At 37.8% G+C, this 21,405-nt stretch carries 18 protein-coding genes and 3 pseudogenes; 16 read left to right on the top strand and 5 right to left on the bottom strand.

What is annotated here, in order from left to right; genetic code table 11:
• The first annotated feature begins 68 nt into the window (after nt 1-68).
• From AA0X71_RS22355 to AA0X71_RS22340, 4 genes and pseudogenes are all read left to right on the top strand, one after another.
• The gene (locus AA0X71_RS22355) at nt 69-1,562 is read left to right on the top strand and encodes a phospholipase D-like domain-containing protein (RefSeq protein ID WP_413357489.1); all 1,494 of its coding nucleotides are present in this window, start codon (nt 69-71) and stop codon (nt 1,560-1,562) included.
• Nucleotides 1,563-1,799: 237 nt separating this feature from the next.
• Nucleotides 1,800-2,378: a CBO0543 family protein gene (locus AA0X71_RS22350; RefSeq protein WP_413357488.1), complete on the top strand. Its 579-nt coding sequence runs from the start codon at nt 1,800-1,802 to the stop codon at nt 2,376-2,378.
• Nucleotides 2,379-2,401: 23 nt separating this feature from the next.
• Nucleotides 2,402-3,085: a DUF421 domain-containing protein gene (locus AA0X71_RS22345; protein WP_101552371.1), complete on the top strand. Its 684-nt coding sequence runs from the start codon at nt 2,402-2,404 to the stop codon at nt 3,083-3,085.
• A gap of 167 nt (nt 3,086-3,252) precedes the next feature.
• Nucleotides 3,253-3,579, top strand: a pseudogene (locus AA0X71_RS22340) (Tn3 family transposase); the annotation flags it as partial.
• Between the two features lie 66 nt (nt 3,580-3,645).
• Here the strand turns inward: AA0X71_RS22340 and AA0X71_RS22335 are convergent.
• The 3 genes from AA0X71_RS22335 to AA0X71_RS22325 all read right to left on the bottom strand — a co-directional run bounded on the left by AA0X71_RS22335 (nt 3,646) and on the right by AA0X71_RS22325 (nt 5,332).
• The gene (locus AA0X71_RS22335; RefSeq protein ID WP_413357487.1) at nt 3,646-3,840 is read right to left on the bottom strand and encodes a hypothetical protein; all 195 of its coding nucleotides are present in this window, start codon (nt 3,838-3,840) and stop codon (nt 3,646-3,648) included.
• Between the two features lie 102 nt (nt 3,841-3,942).
• The gene (locus AA0X71_RS22330; protein WP_413357486.1) at nt 3,943-4,284 is read right to left on the bottom strand and encodes a hypothetical protein; all 342 of its coding nucleotides are present in this window, start codon (nt 4,282-4,284) and stop codon (nt 3,943-3,945) included.
• A gap of 175 nt (nt 4,285-4,459) precedes the next feature.
• Complete coding sequence (locus AA0X71_RS22325; RefSeq protein ID WP_413357485.1) at nt 4,460-5,332, bottom strand: recombinase family protein; 873 nt, start codon at nt 5,330-5,332, stop codon at nt 4,460-4,462.
• 445 nt (nt 5,333-5,777) lie between these two features.
• Here AA0X71_RS22325 and AA0X71_RS22320 point away from each other — a divergent pair, with 445 nt between their 5' ends.
• The 8 genes and pseudogenes from AA0X71_RS22320 (at nt 5,778) to AA0X71_RS22285 (ending at nt 13,613) form a co-directional block, all read left to right on the top strand.
• Complete coding sequence (locus AA0X71_RS22320) at nt 5,778-6,800, top strand: DUF3231 family protein (protein ID WP_413357484.1); 1,023 nt, start codon at nt 5,778-5,780, stop codon at nt 6,798-6,800.
• Between the two features lie 54 nt (nt 6,801-6,854).
• Nucleotides 6,855-7,205 (top strand): annotated as a pseudogene (locus tag AA0X71_RS22315) (hypothetical protein).
• A gap of 55 nt (nt 7,206-7,260) precedes the next feature.
• Entirely contained in the window at nt 7,261-7,440 is a 180-nt protein-coding gene (locus tag AA0X71_RS22310; protein WP_413357483.1) for a hypothetical protein, read from the top strand.
• Between the two features lie 532 nt (nt 7,441-7,972).
• On the top strand, nt 7,973-9,436 hold the full coding sequence (locus tag AA0X71_RS22305; protein ID WP_413357482.1) for a spore germination protein: 1,464 nt from the start codon (nt 7,973-7,975) through the stop codon (nt 9,434-9,436).
• A gap of 4 nt (nt 9,437-9,440) precedes the next feature.
• On the top strand, nt 9,441-10,556 hold the full coding sequence (locus AA0X71_RS22300; protein ID WP_413357481.1) for a GerAB/ArcD/ProY family transporter: 1,116 nt from the start codon (nt 9,441-9,443) through the stop codon (nt 10,554-10,556).
• A 3-nt stretch (nt 10,557-10,559) separates the two neighbouring features.
• Complete coding sequence (locus AA0X71_RS22295) at nt 10,560-11,645, top strand: Ger(x)C family spore germination protein (protein ID WP_413357480.1); 1,086 nt, start codon at nt 10,560-10,562, stop codon at nt 11,643-11,645.
• A 564-nt stretch (nt 11,646-12,209) separates the two neighbouring features.
• Nucleotides 12,210-12,392 carry a hypothetical protein gene (locus tag AA0X71_RS22290; RefSeq protein WP_413357479.1) on the top strand — a complete coding sequence of 61 codons (183 nt, stop codon included), beginning with the start codon at nt 12,210-12,212 and terminating at the stop codon, nt 12,390-12,392.
• Between the two features lie 450 nt (nt 12,393-12,842).
• A complete protein-coding gene (locus tag AA0X71_RS22285; RefSeq protein WP_413357478.1) occupies nt 12,843-13,613 on the top strand; it encodes a hypothetical protein in 771 nt (256 codons plus the stop codon).
• A gap of 178 nt (nt 13,614-13,791) precedes the next feature.
• On the opposite strand, the pseudogene AA0X71_RS22280 reads toward AA0X71_RS22285, so the two are convergent.
• Nucleotides 13,792-16,794: pseudogene (locus tag AA0X71_RS22280) on the bottom strand (Tn3 family transposase).
• A gap of 285 nt (nt 16,795-17,079) precedes the next feature.
• Nucleotides 17,080-17,706, bottom strand: a complete 627-nt coding sequence (locus AA0X71_RS22275) for a tyrosine-type recombinase/integrase (protein ID WP_413357477.1) — start codon at nt 17,704-17,706, stop codon at nt 17,080-17,082.
• 379 nt (nt 17,707-18,085) lie between these two features.
• On the opposite strand from AA0X71_RS22275, the gene AA0X71_RS22270 reads away from it, so the two are divergent.
• The 4 genes from AA0X71_RS22270 (at nt 18,086) to AA0X71_RS22255 (ending at nt 21,234) form a co-directional block, all read left to right on the top strand.
• Nucleotides 18,086-18,526, top strand: coding sequence for a hypothetical protein (locus tag AA0X71_RS22270; protein WP_413357476.1), 441 nt, complete (start codon nt 18,086-18,088; stop codon nt 18,524-18,526).
• A 386-nt stretch (nt 18,527-18,912) separates the two neighbouring features.
• A complete protein-coding gene (locus AA0X71_RS22265) occupies nt 18,913-19,341 on the top strand; it encodes a leucine-rich repeat protein (protein ID WP_413362726.1) in 429 nt (142 codons plus the stop codon).
• 659 nt (nt 19,342-20,000) lie between these two features.
• Complete coding sequence (locus tag AA0X71_RS22260) at nt 20,001-20,582, top strand: hypothetical protein (RefSeq protein WP_413357475.1); 582 nt, start codon at nt 20,001-20,003, stop codon at nt 20,580-20,582.
• Between the two features lie 256 nt (nt 20,583-20,838).
• Nucleotides 20,839-21,234, top strand: a complete 396-nt coding sequence (locus AA0X71_RS22255) for a hypothetical protein (RefSeq protein ID WP_413357474.1) — start codon at nt 20,839-20,841, stop codon at nt 21,232-21,234.
• Nucleotides 21,235-21,405: the final 171 nt, after the last annotated feature.

Genomic DNA, 21,405 nt, shown 5'->3' with positions numbered 1-21,405 from the left:
TCGTATTCCAAACGTATACTTACTAAATAGTTTGTACATGTTAAGAGAAAAACTAGGGAGGTTTTTAGTTGGAGTGGATTTTTTATCTATATCTGTTAAATACGTTCTTTATGTTATTCATAGCCATTTGGGAAGTTCGTCGGCCTGCCAAGGCTTTGAATTGGATAATAATCGTCCTTGTTTTGCCTGTCATTGGTTTCTGGCTATATCTTAGCACATCTAATCCCAAGATTATTCATCGGAAAAGATTGACCTCTTCTCATAATGAGTCTGATAAATTACCTGATACATATAGTGATTCAGCATCGATAATCGCCGATGCTTTAAGGTATTTTACTGTAAGCGGGCTTCGAGTTGGCAAAGTCCAAGTACTAAACAATGGAATAGCAAAATATGAACAACTTATCGAATCCCTAAAAAAAGCCCAAAAAACCATTGATCTGGAATATTTCATCTATCGGAACGACCAAATTGGTAATCGCATCACAGAACTGCTGATCGAAAAAGCAGTAAATGGAGTGCGGGTTCGTTTTATTAGAGATGGTTGGGGGAGTAAAAAATTTCCGCGTCAAAAAATTCTTCAGATGGTGGAAGCAGGGATAGAATGTCGGACAATATTTCCTTTACGCTTTCCCTGGATTTTGTCCAATTGGAATTATCGGGATCATTGTAAGATTGTCACGGTCGACGGAAAGAAAGCATTTACTGGTGGCATGAATGTAGGATATGAATATACAGGATTGAAGCCTGATGTAGGATTCTGGCGGGATACTCATTTGCAAATCATAGGAGAAGCATCAGTCGATTTGCAGACTGTCTTTGATGTTCATTGGAATATCGCTGTGCCGGAACGGATAAAATCAAAAACAAATCTGAAAACAAAATCTGAGGTAACGAAAATCAATCAAACCGGCAAAGTAGATCTTTCCAGATGGTCAGCCGAATTAGGATCAGAGTTGAGTACCCTTGATGACAAAGAGATGGGCATATCCCAGAAGACAGGGACAATGCAAAAAGCGTATATCCATACGTTGGAAGGAAACCCTGGAATTCCTACCCCAGTCATTCGGCAAGCTTACTTTATATGTATAACACAGGCGACCAAAACCATTGATATAACAACTCCCTACTTTATACCAGAAACAGATATTATTATGGCATTAAAGACAGCTGTGGCTCGTGGTGTGCGCGTAAGATTGCTGGTTCCTCGCCACATTGATCAAAAAATCGTAGGCTTTGCAAGTCGTACCTATTACGGGGAACTTATAGAAGCTGGGGTCCAAATTTACCAGTACGATAAAGGAATGTTACATGCGAAACTGATGATCATTGATGAGGAAATTGCAGAAGTAGGCGCAGCAAACTATGATATGAGAAGTTTTCGCCTGAATTATGAGGTGTGTCAAGTCTTGTACAGTACTGATGTGGCGATGGAACTTACACATCAATTCGAGCGTGATCTTGCTGATTCTGTACCATTAAGAATTGAAGACTTGTTGCAACGATCCCTGACCGAGCGCATTGTTGAACAGGGTTCTCGCCTGCTCTCTCCATTATTATGAGTTGATGTATCCTGTTTTTATTGTTCTATGTTAAATCTAGATTTAAAAAATTTCATTGTTTTTAAAATATTTCTGATTCATTTGAAAAGAGTCGAAAACCCGTGTTAGAAGAACTTCCAACATGGGTTTTTTCTTATTTACGATGGAAATTCATTACTAAAAAACGGTAATACTAAAAAGGCAGCTCAAAGAGTTTGAATTCAAAAATATCTGTTACCTTTTCATTTAAATATAGAGGTGATATCAATAGATAATATATTTGAAAATCTTAAGGAAATACGTTTATTAGAAGATAAGCTCTATCATTTAGAATTAAATAGTTGGCTAAAAAATGAGTTTTTAACTTGGGAATGGTGGACACTAGTCGTTTTTTTAGTTGTGCCTTGGGTTATATGGGCTAAACTTGTTAAACGAGACATTATTTTAGAAATTTTGTTATTTGGTACCATAATTATCATAACAACAACCTTATTAGATGTAGTTGGTGCACAATACAGTTTTTGGGATTACCCCATTGCGCTCCTACCTTTTATTCCCAGGGCCTTTCCTTTTGATTTTTCAATGGTACCTGTAGCTTACATGTTGTTATATCAATATTTTAGAACATGGAAATCTTTTATTTTAGCCCAGATCATTATGGCACTAACATATGCCTATATAGGTGAACCCTTTTGCGAGTGGGTCAAACTTGTTAATTATTTAGAGTGGAGATACAGATATTCATTCATATATTACATCATTGTTGGAATTGTAACTCGAGCTTTAATACTAAAACTAGCCTCTTTATCTAAACCTCAAGATCTTACAACTAAGTAAAATTTAAATTGGAGGAAAAAACTTTGGAAGAAGTTAATATTGGTTTACTGACGATCAAAGTCATCGTTGGTTTTGCAACTTTATTTTTTATCATTATCATAACAGGCAGAACATCCATCTATCAGTTAACCCCGTTTCACTTAGTTTTTGTGTTAGTACTTGGAGATTTTTTAGGCAATAACATTTATGAAGATAAGGTAGGGATTTTTCACTTTTTATATGCCATCGGATTGTGGACGTTTCTTATGTTGGGAATAGAGTTTATGACTCTAAAAAATAAATCGACACGTTCTCTCTTATTAGGCAATCCTAACATCATCATTCGAGATGGTGTTATGGACAGAAAGTTACTTACAAAGAACAAACTGGATGTAAATCAAGTATTGAGTATACTCCGTCAAAATAATGTCTTTTCAGTTCGCGAAGTCAAATACGGTATATTGGAAGCTAATGGGCAAATAAGTTTATTATTAAAATCCAAGTATCAAAAACCAGACAAGCAAGATCTCAATCTTCCAGAAAGTCCAGTAGACCTCCCAACATCGTTAATTATAGATGGGGAAATTTTATGGGATAATTTACATGAACTCGGATTTGATCAACAGTGGTTAGATAACCAATTAACTACCAATGGATATGATAATGTAAAGCGTATACTTTACGCAGATTGGCGAGAGAGTGAAGGCATACATGTAAGTCCTAAATAAAATTTGTTAGGATAAGAGCATTTCTTGGTGAATATAAACTTTAGTCTTCAACAATCAGGCGCTTTAATGAAGTAACTAAAGCCTAATTTTTCACTTATAACACCGAGAAATTAGGCTTTTTATATTTTGATTTCCTTAACGTTGTAAATCCGCATTTTCCTGACGCTACCCCTAGTACAAACAAAGTCGAAGCATATAACGGCTTTTCCAAATGGCTATTTTTTGGTGGCGATGGGATCATTTCAGAAAATGATCCAGAAGAACAAGAAAAGCGAATTAAATATAATGATTTAGTTGCCAACGCAGTAATATTCCAAAATGTATGTGATATAACACTTATTTTGTGGGAACTTTCTAAAGAAGGCTATGTATTTTCAAAAGAAGATATTGTCATGCTTAGCCCTTATCTGACTAGGCATATAAAACGTTTCGGAGACTATATGATCGGTTTAGAAAATATTCCACAACCAATCGAGGGAGATATTCCTGTATAGTATATAAGAAAGTAAAGAGCAAGAAAGGGTTATAAGTGGTAAACAATACCATACTATGACCCTTTTTTACATGTATCTCGGTCGTACCCCGATGTGCTCCTTGATCTGGCGGTCGCAATCAAGAAAAGTCGCAAGCCAATAGTCCTTCCACTCCTCAATGAATGAATAGCGTCCAAAATAGTCTCCAAGCGAATTCAAATACCCCTCGAAATCAAACGGTACGTATCTAGCAGGTGTCGTTGGTGTGAAAAAAATCGGCATACGAATCTCTCCTTTTCATGAATCGTCTATATGGATTATCGGTTGCAGCCTCTGATTTTTACATAAGACGAAAAAGCGCTAACTGAAATCAGTTTGCGCTTTTTAAATGGAATTGCCATTCCACCCTACTTTTACAAGTCGTATCACATAGATAATGATTAACGTGACGACGGCAACTTTTAAATAGCTATCCCAACCTAAGATCGAATAAACAAAGCTGAACAGCGAGAATATATAGATCGGCAACCCGGTAAAAAAGAAGGATGTCCAATTCGTGGATTTGTATGTCATGATGATGGACAAAACAACGCCGGACAAACCCACTAGTGCAAGAAGCGGCTCCATACGGATAGCTTTCGGGGAGTTGAAAACAAAGACTGCGTATGCCAAGAAAATGAGAGTCATAGCCATTATTAGTAATAACTTGATTGATCTATTTTTCAAACGTATCTTCTCCTTTCCCATCAAGATGATCGTTCGTTTATTTTACCCTTAATTGTCATTATTAGGCATAGTGACAGGGTAGCTGTTCTGGTCTGCAGGATTTCTTCCAATAAAAGTAATTTAATAGTTTAATAAGGAATAGAAAAGAGCAATAGAAAAAACAAACCCATTGAGATTACCATGTGAGTCCTAATTCATCACAGTATACGTCTGCTTCAATAAAACAATTCCTCATATCAGCCTCACTATCCAGTTCACCGAGGATATCATATACTGTCTTTTTTAATGCATGAACGGTTGTATAAGGGACGTAGATGATATATTCGTTAGCTATGATCTCCATTCTGTAATGATGTTTTAGGAACTGTTCGATACTTTCTCTTACCTTCCCTTTACCACGTACAAATTTATTGTTATTTTCGATTCGCAGCCCCATTCTTATTTTTGCAATGTTTTCTAGATCAATATGAGCTTGTTTCTCTTTGCCTTTCCGAGCTGTTTGTATGTAACGATACAATGTTGCTTGACTTATTCCGGTCATTTCTACGATCTCGCTAATACTGTATTCCTTAGAGTGATATAGATTTAGAGCTTTACTTATCTGTTTTTCTGTCACTCTTGGTCGACCGCCATTTCTACCTCTGGCCCTTGCACTCTCTAACCCCTCTTTTGTTCGTTGAGCAATTAGATCTCTTTCGAATTGGCTGAATGCCTGAAATACAGTAAGCATCAGTTTACCTTGTGGTGTATTTGTATCAAAATTCTCTTTTATGCTAATCAATTTCACATTTTTATTTTCAAAGTACTCAACTAACTCTATCAAATCTTTTGTACTCCGGCCTAATCTTGAAAAACTTTCTACAACGATTGAATCTCCGGGTCTAACCTTATCCTTTAATCGAATAAGTTCTGGTCTGTTCGTTTTTGTACCTGACATTTTTTCTGTTAATATTTCGGTGCAGTTGTATTCCTTTAACAAATCCAGTTGTCGAATCAAATCTTGTTGCTTGGTACTAACTCTCGCATATCCATAAGTATATTGCATCATACTTCCCCCTTTGATAGTGATGATTTTATCATTAAGGGATGTTATTGTTAATCTGTTTTTGATAATAGTTTTGATAACGGACGATCAAGGATTTTGTGAGCAAAAAATTTAGAAAATCACGTTTATCTAATACATTCGTTTTTGATAATGAGTTTTCCTGTTAGTAGAAACAGACATTTATAATAAGGTGTGATCACAACCTCTGTATTATAATGCAAAGTGGGAGATTTCCTTTATATGCTTATTCCAGAAAAGGGCCATATTCTTGTATAAGAGAATACTCTATTAGGAAACCCTAAGATAATTCAATTAACGGTGCTGGATAACTAAACGAGAATAATAAAAAAGCCAAGGAATATTATTTTTTTTGGCCTCTGTCATAATATACGGTTATTTGCAAAGAATAATCTAACATTAAGATTATTCTTTGGAGGTAACAAAATATATGTCTGAACAACACCCTCAACTGACATCAGCTGAAATAGCTTGTATTTGGACTGCTTATATGAATGATAGTATGTCTAAATGTATTTTAGGCTATTTTCTTAAAGATGTAGAGGATCAAGAAATTCGTTCTATTATCCAACATGCTTATGACCTTTCATCTACTCATATCGAAAAGCTAACCCATATTTTTAAAATGGAAAAAATCCCATTACCGACGGGATTTACAAATCAAGATGTTAATATGAATGCCCCTCGTTTATATACGGATACGTTTATGCTTGAATATATTGGCCATATATCAAGAGTAGGTTTACTTGCATACGGTGGCTTTATTGCCATGAGTGCTAGGAAAGATATTAGATCTTATTTCATAGAAGGACTTACGGAAGTATCTTACTTATACGACGCTGGTGCAGATGTATCCCTTTCAAAAGGGTTATTTGTTAGAGCACCATATATCCCTTATCCGACTAAAACAGACTTTGTAGACAGCAAAAAATATTTAAGTGGCTTAAATCCATTTACCAACAAAAGGCCACTAAATGCAGTAGAAATATCTTACTTACATATGAATACCCAAACCAATGTTATAGGGGGAAGCTTGGCAATCAGTTTTGCTCAAACATCTTCGAGTGAAAATATTCAAAAATGGATGTTAAGAGGAAGAGATATTACAAAAAAACATATTCAAGTCTTTACAAAGATGCTTATGGATAATGATTTACAACCACCTCTTTCGTCAGAAGTTGCAATTACCGATTCAACAATCCCACCGTTTTCAGATAAATTAACTGTGTTTTTTATGACATCGTTGAGTGCAATAGGTTTAGGAAACTACGCAACATCTGCTGCTGCAAGTCAGCGAAGTGATTTGGCCATGAATTATGAACGTTTATCACTAGAAGTCGTTCAATATGCAAAAGCTGGTGCGGATATTATGATTCAAAATGAATGGATGGAACAGCCACCTGGAACGTTGGATAAAGAGCAATTAGCAAGAAATAAGAATCAAAATAGTTAAAATTCATTGGATCGGTTAGCCAGTAGGAAGTGGTGAATACCAAAAGAAGGGCGAATGGAAAAAGCCTTTTGGAGTATTGTCTTACCTGGTTTTGGACAACTTTTAAATGGTAAGTTTCTCAAGGGGCTACTTTTGAACCTATTAAAGGTTTTAATTAATGTTCAATTAAACTTTAACAAAGTGATTATTTATAGCTTTCATACTTATTGGCATTCTGGAGATGGGAAATCATTTTATTCTTTTCTCCGGTTGTCTTTGTGCTTATTTCGTAACAGTAGGGTTGATCTATTCCTCAAGTCTAAATATATTTGGGGTACTATTCGGTCCTGTTTTTCACCTATGTTATTTTTGATTATCGGCATAAGTATTGGTTTATACAAATTGTATTTAAAAGTTTTATGGTAAAAAGGTAACGATAACAAAAGATACTGAATAATTGAAAGAAAAAGGAGAAAAGGATATGAATTTGTCAGGAGAAAACTTTGAAAATTTGTTTAGAGTGAATCCTAGGACCAGACATAAAAAAGAAGTTGATCATTTGGATCAATCTTTTAAAAATCCTATTATACATAGACAGATACATGGAGACAAAGTATTTGTCCCATTAAATCTGGAAAAGGTATGGAATCAAATCCGTTAAAATAAATTAATACTGTCCTTTAATTGGTGATATTAAGGAGATAGCTATTTTTAAAAAAAATTTAAATTTACAATGCGACATATTAGTATTTACTGGGTTTATTCTGGGTTTATTCTTGCTCTTCGTTGGGTTTTCAAAAAAGAAATATATACATGGAGGTAATACATATATAGTTTAAGTGCATTTATTCACAAATATAAGACCTTATTAGAAAGATGCTGTTTCCTTTTCTATCCGTTATTTATTTGTGGTATAAGTTTAATTGCGGTTACAGATAATACTCCTATAACAAATTAGGGGGTTATAAAGTGGAAGGAGGTTGGTAGCTTGGACCATCAAGAAGATGCTTTATTATAGGCCTGCTGAAATAGCGGACAGCTGAGCCATCCAATTTCAATTCTATTGCATCTCATAAACTGATTTCATCACCTACTCTGGCATATTTTTGCTATTAGTCAGCATACTAGGTATAGCTCAACCTATTCATTACTTCTAGAGCCTTAAACTTTAATTTACTTAGTGGGGGATTTTGATGTTTTGGAAAAAGGAAAAAAAGCAGACACTTCAAAAAGGACAGCAAAACCTCTCACTGGGACTATTAAAGGAGATTCTAGCCAATCTGGAAGACGCTGAGATTGTTGAGAGGCAAAAACCAGAAGGCCAATGTTTCACCTTCATTTACATAAGAACTTTGATAGATCAGGAAAGAATGAATGAAGCTTTATTTGAACCATTGCTCCATTGTACAAATGAGTCAATCCAAGATTGTATTTCAACTTCTAAGTCTGAAGAAATTTTCACTTTGGGGGAAGCTGAAAAACAATTATTGGCTGGGTCCGTTATTATTTTTGATTCGCTTAAGAAACAATGGTGGAGTGTCCTTCTTACAAATAATCTGGGACGTTCTATTGAAACTTCTGACACGGAAACAATATTATATGGGGCGAAAGACAGCTTTAGCGAACAGCTCGATACGAATATTACCCTTATTCGCAGAAGGCTTCCGGTTACTGAATTAAAGGCAGAAAAGTTAAAGGTAGGTTCATTAAGTGAAACGACGGTTGTCCTCATGTATATGGAGGGCGTAACAAATCCCGAATTTGTATCGATTGCCAAGGAAAAAATTAATAAAATCGATTTCGATCTTTTTTTCGATTCTTCACAGATTGCAGCTTTTATGGAGGATCATCAGAACAGTATATTTCCACAGTTCCAGCAGACCGACCGGCCGGATGTCTGTGCTTATTCTTTAGGAATTGGCAAGCTGATTATTCTTGTCAATAATACTCCTTTCGTGTTGATTGGCCCAGTTACATTCTTTCATCTGTTTCAATCACCGGAAGACTATATTAACCGCTGGCCTGTCGCCAGTTTCTTACGCTTAATCCGTTATATCAGCTTTATTTTATCGATAATACTTATCCCGCTCTATGTAGCACTGACTACCCATCACTATCAAATGCTGCCTCTGCAAATTCTATTTGTTTTAGTAGAATCCAGAAGTAAATTGCCGTTTACTCCATTTTGGGAAGCATTGCTCATGCTGATTATTCTCGAAATTATCAAAGAAGCCAGCTTGCGGATGCCGACTAAATCCAGTCAGACACTTGGCGTAATCGGAGGAATTGTCATTGGACAGGCGGCCGTAGAGGCTAGCTTTGCCAGCAAAGTACTGATTGTGCTGGTAGGTGTATCAGCAATTGCCTCCTTCCTAGTCCCTAATTATCTCGTGACAAAAGCGAACACGATGATTCAATTTTTATTTTTGCTCCTCTCATTATTTCTCGGAGTATTTGGAATAGCCCTGGGGATGATCATCATTTTGGCACATCTGAACAGTCTTACATCACTTAGACAGCCCTATTTTGCCCCTGTGGCTCCTTTCTACTGGAAAGATTGGATTGACCTATTTATTCGTGGCCCTTTAACAAAAATGAAAACCAGGCCCGACCATTTGCACCCTTTCCAAAAATGGCGTTACAGCAAAAGGAGATGAGCTTATGACTTCTATTTCTATAGAAAATAACACGTCGTCCTTTAGTGGCATTTATGTGTTTTTTATCGTAAATCGGCTTCAGCTGCTTTATTTTTTATATGTAATGCCAACTGTTTTAACCCACCCATATATGATATGGGGGATTATTTTGGTGGGCATATTCTCTCAATTAAATTTAATCTTATTATCAAAATGGTTATCATCAGAGCATGCTTCAAAAGGATATCCAGGTTTTGTACATCTATTCGGACAATGGACGATGCGTGTTTTTGCAGCAGTCGGCATTGTTGTGATTGGAATTAAAGTAACGGTTGTCACATTAGGATACGTTGAAATTATTCATCAATTTGTGTTTCCCTCTATGAATCCAAATTGGCTGATTGTATTTGTCATGGCAGTTTGCTGCTATATAGCTTCACTGGGAATGGGGAATGTCATCCGTTTTTCCGTAATCACCTTTCTCTGTTCTATATGGATGTTCTTGCTTTTTTATACTTTTTTCATGCCGTCCATTGCTTCACTTTCCGACCTATATCCTTTAATTCCTGAAGATTGGTCAAATATTTCCTGGAAGGGCTTGCTGCTCATATGGTCATCTTTGTCCGGTCCGGAATATATCGTTTGTATCGCTCATTTACTTAACCCAAGAGGCAGCTTTCTTAAATATTTTACATTTGCTAATACATTATCAGTGTTAGTATACCTGGTATTATTTTTAGCCTCTCTATTCTTTTTTGGATCCAAGTTCTTAAGCTTAAGCAAATTTCCTATTGTTACGATGGTTAGATATCTTCAATCTCCAATATTTGAAAGAGTTGATATCATTTTTATATGTTTGAATATCTTCAATTTAGTGTTTGGGGTTTCAATCTATTTGCTATGTTTCTATGGCGCTCTCCGCATTTTAGGGAAAAAGCTGCAAACCAATCATTCCAAGTGGAGAATTCAAATCATCTGCATCATCGCCTCAGTATGGCTAATTGCAGTAAACAAATGGATCTGGAGAGAAGAACATCATCAAAGCTTATTGCTTAATCTTGAAATATGGTGCAGTTCCCTTACGTACCTTCTGATCCCCTTATTCCTTATTATTTTCAGCAGAAAAAAGAGGGGCTTATAGAATATGGCATATTTAAAAAAGGCTATATGGATAACTATAGTATACTGTGTGATCTTGATCACTGGGTGTTCTCCTTATCTGGAAAATAACGAAATTGAAGAAATTGCTCCAGTGATTTTTTGGTCACTGGATGACGCCGGAGAGGGAAAGCTTGAAGCAACCACAGTCGTACCTCCTTTAATTCAAGAAAAAAAACGGACCCTGACCATGCAGGTAGACCTGCTGAAGCAAAGCGGAAAAGGCTTTAACCTAAGGTATTACAGAGAGTTGAAAGTTGGGCAGCTTCGGTTTCTGTTAATTAATGAAGAGCTTGCAAAAAAAGGATTGAGGCCAATTATTAATACCATATTTACGGATCCTGACATTTCTCAGCGACTCTATCTCGTTATCGTTCAGGGTGATGTTAAAAACTATATTAAGGAAGAAATAGAAAGCCAGGAAAACCTGGATTACTACCTTTATCGCATGTTAAAACACTACGAGAGAAAGCGGCAAGGCCAGCTGTCGATTGTAAATCTGCATCAATTCATGCAAAAGCTGTATTCCCCCTTTACTGATCCAATCCTGCCTGTGTTCAAGGCAGAGAACGGAAATTTCAATTATGAAGGTACAGCTATTTTTCAAAATGACAAGCTAATCTCTGTCGTTACTGATTCAGATGATGAAATTTACCAGCTTATAGCGAATGATTATTATTTAAAATACCTTCCCATACCAAAACTATCTGTCGTATTAGGCCATGTGCGCACAAATGTAGATGTCACCTTCAACCAGGACTTAACAGAAATGAATTTAAAAGTAGAGCTGAAAGGTAGAATAGATGAGTATCAGGGTGAAAAGAATCTTAATGATTTGGATGATATAGCAGAGATCACTAACGAAATTAAATCCCATCTTGAAAGCCAAACCAAAGCATTTCTGCAAAAAAACCAGGAGTGGCAAACCGACCCGTTAGACATTGGAGCCAGAACATTAACCCCTTTCTCAAGGCCGATAGAGAAAAAAGAATGGAGGGAAAAATGGAGAAATCTGCAGATCAAGGTTAAATACGAGATGGATTTAGAACAGTTAATTAATATTCAGGAATGAAAAAGACCGCAGCCAGCAAAGTGAATGCTGGCTGCGGTTATTTCTTTTAATATTTTTCAGCAACAAAATGAACGTATGTTGCTTTCCCAAAATCATTATTGCGGGACTGCCAGGTATCAAAGCCAGCTGGCTTTGCTGGAAGGTCATAAACGGTTTTAAAGACTCTAATGAAATAGGAAGCTACCCTTTAATCCTAAGATATCCAAGTATACGTTGTTTATCGAGTTAGATATCAAGTATTTTGGAGTATGCGTGCAGCACCTGGAATATCATGGGATTTCAATCTAATCCTCTGTTTCCACCTGCCTTCATAGGTCATATCCCCTTTTACTCATACAATCATATTCTGCCAAGTGGAATGAAATCCTGCGAATACGCGAGTATTCGTGAGAAATACTTATCTAACCGAGGGAGTTGAAGAAGAACGATAACCAATTTTTTGCTATCGTCCTTTTTTTTACTTTACAATATCTCCGTACTGTGTAAAAGTTAAATTCTTCTGTATAAATTTTAGGCCTTTAGAGAAAATATTCCCTATAAACACATAGAGAGGAAGGATTTTCAATGTCCGAGGTGAGTAAAAGTAATAGCGGCCTGAGCACTGCAAACAAAGTAAACCTTTCAGGTATTGGTCTTGGAGCAATTGTCCTTACTACTGTTTACACAGCTATTTTAGCTTCCCAACTAATGGCTACAAAGCACAAAGTCGATTATCTTTACTACAAAGAAATTACACAAAATAAATAGGTTAAATTTAACGGTGAACTCTTTCACCGTTTTTATTTTCCTCCCTTAGCATAGGTTCGCAGTTTTTGTCTACTACCCATCTAGACTTGCTTATTAAACATTACTGCCCCGTTAGCTTAAGTGAAGGTTTTCACAAACTATTCACTATGCCAATTTTTTTTACGTTTTATTCCGTAATCTGGCCCGATTGTTGAATCACTTAATTTCTGATTTGGTTCACCGTAGTATTTCTAAATGAGTTTTCCCTGTTAATCTGCGTCGACACCTTCGAGCTGGACATTGCGCATTGTTGAGAGCCGAACCGGACTCCGTAACAGCTAGTCCTACTATCCTAGAGCTGCGATTTTAATGAACATTTCCTTTTCGCTGGCCAGCTTCTGACGTAGAACCAATTTGGATATAATGCTAATATCTGGATATAATTTACATTAAAGAAAGGAGAGATCTCCAATGATAGAAAAAGAAAAAATAATTCAAATTTATCGGGATGTATTAGATGGAAGAAGAGTACGATTCCCTAATCACTTTTTTGTAGGAGATCAGGGAAAGACATATTTAGCCTTCCTAACAAGTTACCTTGTCGAAGAGTACTTAGGAATTCCTATCGAAGAAATCCCTCGAAAAGTCACGGCTGAAACCCTTTGGACTCACCGTTTACGACCTCCTGCTTATGTTTTTGGATGGAATTTTATAGAGGTAATTGATAATGCTTACCCTGGAAAGTTTCAACCTTGGGAATTCAATCAAGTTTCCAATAATTATTGGCAAGGGGAAAACGGAAGAAAAAGGGCAATAGAAGCCGTTCGATTTGTGATTGAAGAAAAGTGCAAGATACTTCATCAAGAAATCCCTTTGAAAATCAATCATCGTTTCTTTAAAGATCATAAACTTAATGGTATTTTTTATTCTTTTGGTGATTCACCTTATCAAGTCATTAATACTGTTTATCCCGGTCAGTTTCAACCGTGGGAATTGGCTAACGTTCCAAGTAATTATTGGAAGAATCCAGAGAACATCAAACAGGCGTTAGATTGGTTTCTCTTTCAAAAGCTCGGTTTTTCATCTTATGAAGATGCTCTATTGAAACTCCATAGAAAGGACTTCTTTCAATATCGATTGACTGGATTACTTCAATGTGCCTTCGACCAACGATTGATTAAGGTAAAACAATGGATAAGAGAACAACATATTAATGACCAGCTAACATCGAGAAGCGAATGATTAATGATTCCTTGTTTGTGCTTCATCAATTGTTGCGAAATCGAGTCTTCTACTAAAGGGCTCTTATCTGGAGTAAGGATTGAGCTCTTTTCACATCCAAGTGTTGTTCATTACAAAAACCAGCTAACTTCATGTCAAAACATTAGCTGGTTTCTGTTACTAATCAAAATAATGAAAATTACGAGACTTTCAACTTAATAGGTATTCGCTGATCCATATTGAGTTCAAAAGTTCCGTATGGATTGACATGATGATAAAACAAAGGTGTTAATCCCCTAAAATCTTCTGAAGTCATTTTTTTCAACCAATATTGGTTGTTGTCATAAAGTACTTCTTGTACCATTAAGGTATTCATATAGACTAAGCAATTTTGCAGCAATTGAAGTGATAAGGCAGACACCTCTTGATCTTCTATCGAATTGGAACGAATTTCGCTGTTTTTTCCATAGAAAATATAGGTATTCACCGAGTTCCATTGTTCCACTGTATTTAATCCTTCATGGATCTCCCTACGAATCTCTTCATAGTGTAAATAATCACATAAAAAAGTTGTTTTAATCGCTTTTCCTAATTCACATAAAGCCTGATAGGTTGGATGTTTCGTATCCCTTGTAAATCGCTTTAATATGGATTCGGCAGAAGCAGTACCCAACCCCGAGAGCAGTTGCAAACTTAATGATTTGTTCATATTGCTGCCGAATAAGATCTCAGTTAATCGGTCTACTTAAAGCCTCTTGCAGATGAGGATATTCCTCATTCATGCCGGCTTCTGGACGATATAGCTTTTGAGACCCAATATTTTTAAAGCGTGGCATCAGTTTAAAACCAAGTAGATGACAAAAAGCAAAAGCAACGACACTTTGCCCGTGTGTATCGACATAATTTCTGTCAACCTCCATGTCGGTACAGTGACGAAGAACCCCTTCCATCATTGCTGCCACTTCCGAAGAAAGACAGGACTTTAGCTGAGAATAAATACAAGCTGACTTACGATCTGTATGCCAATAGATCATAACACCATGTTTCTTATAACGAGGATGCCATTCAGAAAGTAGTTTCTGATCCCAAGAGCCAAAGTGTTTTGAATCGGAAGCGCATGCAGTGGTAGCTTCGCCCCATACTTCTTTCATTCGATTGTAGATGATATGGTTGGTAATCTCTGCGTTGGCTTTTCGCAAATGATCCTTATGAATAAACTTTTGACGTATATACCGAAGTTCCCGATAACTATCTAGGTGGTTTCCAGCAGAAACAGTTTTCAAACCTGTATTCGTTCCTAATCCAAATAAACTTAGAAGAAGCCGTCGTTGGACGGTTTCTCGATCTAAAATCTCTCGATTGGCTGTGGTTTTAAAGTGTTTGGTAAACTCCGTATGAAAATCTGTTTCTTTTAGTAAATCCAATAGATTAATGTCAGACCAACGGTTCTTAACCTCCTGTTTAAGCATCGTCACGTGTGGAGGTTCTGGTTGCTTTTCGAGTGGAGTAACTTTAATCCACCCCTTGTTATTTTTAGAAGTAATCGCTACTTTTTCGTTACTTTGATCGCCTAGTCCTTGATTCAATAAATGAAGTTTATCTTTCATCAACTGTATAATATCTTTGATAAAATGCTCTACATTAAAAGGGGCTTTCAGTGCTTGAAAATATTCTTCCTTGTGCTCATCAAAATCTTGAGGGAGATCTTCATCCGGGTTTCGATATCGATCAGCGCCCTCAATCCAAATTTCTTTACAACGAAGTCGAGTGCGAATCGATTGTATCACAGCAATTTCATAATTGATTCGATTTACCCTTTCAATCCCTTTGCTGTCTGTCTCGACAATAACGTCTTTCCATTTCGGCTGAATTACACCTTCAATGGGAACTTCATCTCCAGCAGCAAAATAACGCTGCCCACTTTCTCCATATTCTCGAATGAGTTGAATAGCCTCGATAATCGGCTGATGAAATTGATTATTTGAGCGAAAAGTAAGGTTGTTTAAAATTTTAGAAAGGGACTTCCGATAATGCCCTTGGTAAGAAGAATGCATTTTTGTATAAATTTTTTCTTTGTACTCCCGGTTATTTTTTGTCATGTCCTTAATAATATTTCGAATCATATCAGAACTAACAATAGGGAATAAAGTATCTTGAATGACCCCTTCTGGGTGTTCTACGGTTGCTTTTAATAAACTGACAATATGTTTATTTTTTCCTTGGACTCTTTCTAATTCTTCTACTGCTTCTTTTCGAGTTGTATTTTTGGCCTTATTTCCGAATTTAAGCGTAATTTCATCCAATAAATCAGCTAAATAATCAATGACTTCCTCATGACGATGCGTAAATAAAGTGGCAAGAAGGGCATAGCGTATGGGTGCAGGGTGTGCACGCAATTCCGTTACGGTTTCTGTGGCCGCACGAAGTCGATATTTTTTTACTAGTTTAGGAGACATCTGCTTACATAAACCATCAGGAATTTGAAGATGTTGAATGGCTAATAATTTTTTGATTTCCATTTCCATTGTACTCACACTTGGTTTTCCTGGAGAGGATAGTAACTGACGAAAGGTTAAAATGTCGTTGTTTTCTTTATCAGAAATTTCGGTTTCGAAAAAAACATCGGACCCTTCATCAGAGTGTGATTCAAGAAGGGCATCTAATCGTGAGCAGGTCTTAGGAGAAAGTTGCTGATAGGTCATTTTATATAAATTCTTTTCAAAGTTATCGATAGCAGATTCAAACATTCGCTTCAAACTTCCTACGGAAGGTGGTTCAACTTTCCACGTGCGAAAAAGACTGTAGCTTGGGTTTTCAAGTAGTCGGTATCATGTGTAAACTGAACCTGTTCTTCTAACCACTCTGCGAAAAGATGATTGTCATTTGCAGTAAGTTCTCGGAATCCAAATAGGTTACGTATTGCCTTTCGATGTTCTGTATAACTTCTTTCTTTTCCACCCCAACCATAGCTGTCAAAAAAATCTTCAACCGAGGCATCTACTTGATCAGCTAGATGTTGAACGACATCTTTGGGCACATCTTGCTTCTTGTTAGGAAACTGGGCTTCCTGTTGAAAATATTTAAGAAGGACAGCAAACCCTATACGGTTTGCACTTGTTTTTTTACTCAGTACTAAATGATGTTCATTTGGTAATAAACTAAAATGTTCATCGAGTTCTTTTTGATTCCAATTTCTCTTCAATGGTTTCCCTCTTCTCGCTATGTCATTTTATAAACAGTATAAATTTCGACATAGAGAGCTATCAACAATACTTATCAAAATTATCAAAAAACATTTTTACTATTATTGGAAGAAATCTTGCGGACTAGAGCAGTTACCCTGTCACTTTGCCTATTAGGAAGATGATATGTGCGTACAAACTACTCCTGGAACAATCTGTAGATAACTTAAAAAAGACAAAAACTAACTCAGCTTAATGGTTGAGTTAGTTTTATTAATTGTTGCTTATAGGACCCCTTCATACGCTCACTCATCGTCCAGATACAAGTCATCGAGTTTCGCTCCGACTTCCTGAAGGTTTGGTGTGGTGTAAATCATCGTCGTCTTCGGATCATCGTGGCCAGCGAGCTGCGTAAGCGTGGTGAGCGGAACTTTCTTGGCCGTTTGATAAAGAAACGAATGACGGAGGACGTGGGGATGGACCGTTCCTTTCTTGAACCCGCAGCGATCACTCAAACGGCTCAGGATGTCCTGGATGTTCCGGACACTTATCCGTTGTCCCCTATTGGATACAAATAAGGCGGGATTGCTGTCCGTCCGTTCGCCCAGGTATTCCACTAACTTCCGTCTGAGCTCTTTCGGGGCCGGAACCATACGCTCTTTGTTTCCTTTTCCCCGGACCTGGATCGATCCCGTCCGTTCCCTTACGTCTAAATCGTCCCGGTTCAGGTTCACGAGCTCCGAAACCCGCAGCCCTGTATAAATAAGAGAGTAAATCACAGCGACTCGCATTTTCCCACCTTTTTTCCAATCGCCATTCAATTTCCGGTTCATCTTTTCGATTTCCCGTTTGATTTTGGCGATGTCGATGTTGTCGATCGATTTCCGCTCCATGCTGACGACTTTTTCTTCCGTGTACTCGATTCCGTTCATCCGATCCTGCCATCCATGATAGGTGAGAAAACTCAAAATATAATCGAATACTCTTTTTGACGGGTCGTGATTTTTTTATCTTCTCGATTTCGAAAATAATGATAGATGTCAAATTCTGTTAGGTAGACCATATCACTACCACCATCCTCGCAAATTGACACGGTTGGGTTGGACGAAATCCTTGTTCACCCGATGTTGCAAGAGGATATACCGCGTGTTTGGACGGGGAATAAGGAATAAAAACGAAAACCTATCTGATTCTCAATCAGATAGGTTTTTAATGTTGTATTCCGACACTTTACAGATTGCGCAACCCTCATTATAGTGGAATTAAAGTGATGGTTACGAAAACCACGCTGGATTCCGAGGAGGTCATTTTATGTCACAACGTATCCATTTATCAATCGATCAAGAGCTGTTTGACGCAGTGGAAAAAGCGGCAAAGCGAAACAACACCACTGTGAATTTTTTCATCATAAAAATGCTTGAAGATATTTGCTATGACCATGAATCATTCGATTATATAAAGGCGTTGGACACACTCATCAAAGAGGCGGAAGCGATGCCCAACAAAAAAGAATTCGTACTTTTGGAGTTGCCGTCCTTTAGTGGGATCTCTGTCACAAAGGCTGAACATGCCCGCCTGCAGCCTGCCGCCATGCGAGCTAGACTCGGCAAAGCCTTCAATCAAGCCGTCAAGAACAACCAGGTTCCGAATGTGAAGCGGGCGGAAACCATCGATAGAAATGGACAGAATGTGTTGAAATTCCGTTCAAGGGCTGCCGTTTATGTGGTGGATAGGGAATCAAACTGGAGTTAAGTAGAAGGAAGGTATTAAAACCAACATGTAAGAGCGTTATTACATTTTCAATGGAGTAATGCTTTTTTATTCCTTCGAAATGAAAATCAACAAACGGAAGCCGAGTTAAAAAAGTTGAAAACTCTATACACAAGCCATTTGTATCGTATAAAAATATATAAAATGGAATATAAAGCCCGATTTTTAGCGGACGATTCCAGAATGTGTGGATCCTTGCTGCTGATTACCTCGATGGAAATGGAATAGATACGAAAAGCATCTTCGAGACGATTAACGGCAAGCAGCGATTCGAAAGCGTGCGTTCAGAAATGTTTCTGATGTGTGTACGAACGAAGTGTGAGCTTCGTGAAGTCTGCAAATAGTTCATGCAATAGTCTTCTACCGGAATTCACCAGGGGATCACGATTGAAAGCCGGGGGTTACGGAGGAGAGGGTTTGAAATTAGGAAGCGGAATAGGTGCTTCGAATGGATTTTACCATTCACGTTCAATCAGCTGGAGAACCTGCGGCTCGGGAAGAATCTGTTTACCATCCCGCATGCAGCGTTCCACCACAACAATCTGTCGAAGGTGGTGCTTCCGGAGAACACCCAGGAGATCCTGGCCGATGCGTTCAGTGAAAATCCCTTCACGAACATCCGGTTCGAAGGCGCTCCTACCTTCATTCATCGGTATGCGTTCCGATTGGGAACCGAAGACATGGCGGATTTGAAGGTCACAGGGATGGAGTCACAGAACCTGTGGGCGCTGCTCAACCATCACGCCAAGTCGGTCGATGACTATGAGCGGCTTTCGGCGCGGTATCGATCCGAGTGATCGTTGATCTGCAGGAAGCAGACAGGGTAAACGAACGTTCGTCCAACAAAAAAAGACCACAGCAAGAGCGGTGGTCCAATACATACCAGGATAAAACCATGTAGCAGACTGATTCCAAAAGGAATTGGGTCTGCTAATTTTTTACGCATTGGGATATGTCGCTATACCCGTTCTCCCTGGTTCATTGCTATAAGTAGTTTTTGACAGTAAAAAAAATAATAATGGCCACAATCACAATAATCATACAGCCAGGGCTGCCGAAGAACGTCCTATCAAACACATCTTGGTTCTTATTTTTGTCGTCCATTCCTAGTTCCTCCTTTATCGTTTTATACAATAGCGGTTTTGGAGTGCAATATTTGATATATTTCGACCCATCGAGAGACAATCTTTCTATAAATCTCTCGAAAAAAAAGCCGAAAATAGCAAACTATGGGAAAATAAAAGTAAAAATTTTCAAAAAAGTATATCAATTACTATTATAATTTAATAGAATTGGAATAAAAAGGAGGAAGTTTATATTGAAAAAGTGGTTTTTGTACCTGTTTTCTCTCATTGTTGTGTTTGGCTTAACGATCCCTGTCAGTGCGCAAGAAGATGTCGAGCACCCAAAAGAAAAGGTTATTCATTAGGCAAAAGAAATCAAGGATCTCAATGTTTTGTTTGCAAAGGCAAAAAGAGAAACCAATGTTTTACAAAAGTATAAGGTAGAAAATAACAGTAGTAAAGAAAATAATGGGTTGGAAGTAAAAGAATATAAAACATCCCAGGTCTTGAAAGTAAAATTAGTAGGCGATACTCAGGTTGAAGAAATCGCTGAAACAACATTTACCATCGTAAACGATCCACAAGAAGTCTCCATCGCTTCCACCGGTTCCAAATATGAGGAGTCATGGGATGATTCAATTGGTGTAAAGGCGTATTCAACCATTTATTTTACAAAAACTACAAGTGGTGGAATTGAATACGGAAAACTGACAAGTATCTCTGGTGGTTGGTCCAGAAGTGATACAACGATCTCATTATCAGGACGAAAAGTTATGTTTGGCCAAAGTGGGTGGCCTGCAGGAAGTCAAACTAAAACGGTTTATCCAACCGGAAACACTTGGAATTATACCGCTCCTTCCACTTGGGATGCCGTATCATTAGACGCGGATTATACTCTTGGGGCCACGTCAACGGTTACATTAACAAGAGGGACACGGAGCTCTTGGACCCTCAAGTTAAGCAACAACCTATAGGTTGCAAATAAGGTCACAAAACACCCAGCATTCGTTTGCTGGGTGTTTTTTATGTTGATGCATTCATAAAGTTCGTGTGGGTGGCGTGATCGTCATTCCCTGAAATAAATAAATCCTTCATCTTTCTATGGCATAAACCTTGTTCCCTTTGCCATGGAGAAACGGTGCGCTGTCTGGGTTTAGGGTGTGTAAGAGGCTACAGACCGCTTTCCTCCCTGTATTTTTTATACCGGTGCAGGGAGAAGGGGTGGGATAGATGAAAATACCGCTGGATCTCAAGGTCATCCTGGCCATTCATCACATGATCCAGGATGCAGCTGTTCCGGAGGTGTTTGGCCGAGAGTTTCCGAAGCTCCGCGAGACGGACTTCGTCTTTTATCATTTCCTGGATTCCCCGTACGGAAAGCCGCTTCGGCTCCTCATTCACATAATCATACTGATAATCATGGCTGCGATTATTAAAGGCCATAAAGAGGGGATCGCTCGAATGCCATCTTGGCCGCTTCGACTTCTCGATCGAATTCAAATAGTCACGGATGTACTCCGCATGTGTATCCGGAATCTTATACACCACATGGTTGAAGGTGAGGGTGGACTGAGCGAGATTCAGCGTGTTCGTTATGATCGATGGCCAGATTTCAACCTGGATTAAAGCAAGGTGTACATTTTTAAGGTCGCTCTTTATTAAATATCTGGAGAATGTTTCGGTTTTTTACATGTTTTTATATCTTTGTAATACTGCGAAAATTTTTTCAAACTTTCGGATGGTTTAAACGAATGGGTTGATGGTGTTATGACCCCCTCACTATATATGGATTCGATT

The organism is Robertmurraya phoenicis, assembly GCF_047302285.1.
Classification (GTDB): domain Bacteria; phylum Bacillota; class Bacilli; order Bacillales; family Cytobacillaceae; genus Robertmurraya.
The sequence above is the reverse complement of the archived record's forward strand: the minus strand, read 5'-3'. Positions and strand labels throughout refer to the sequence as shown.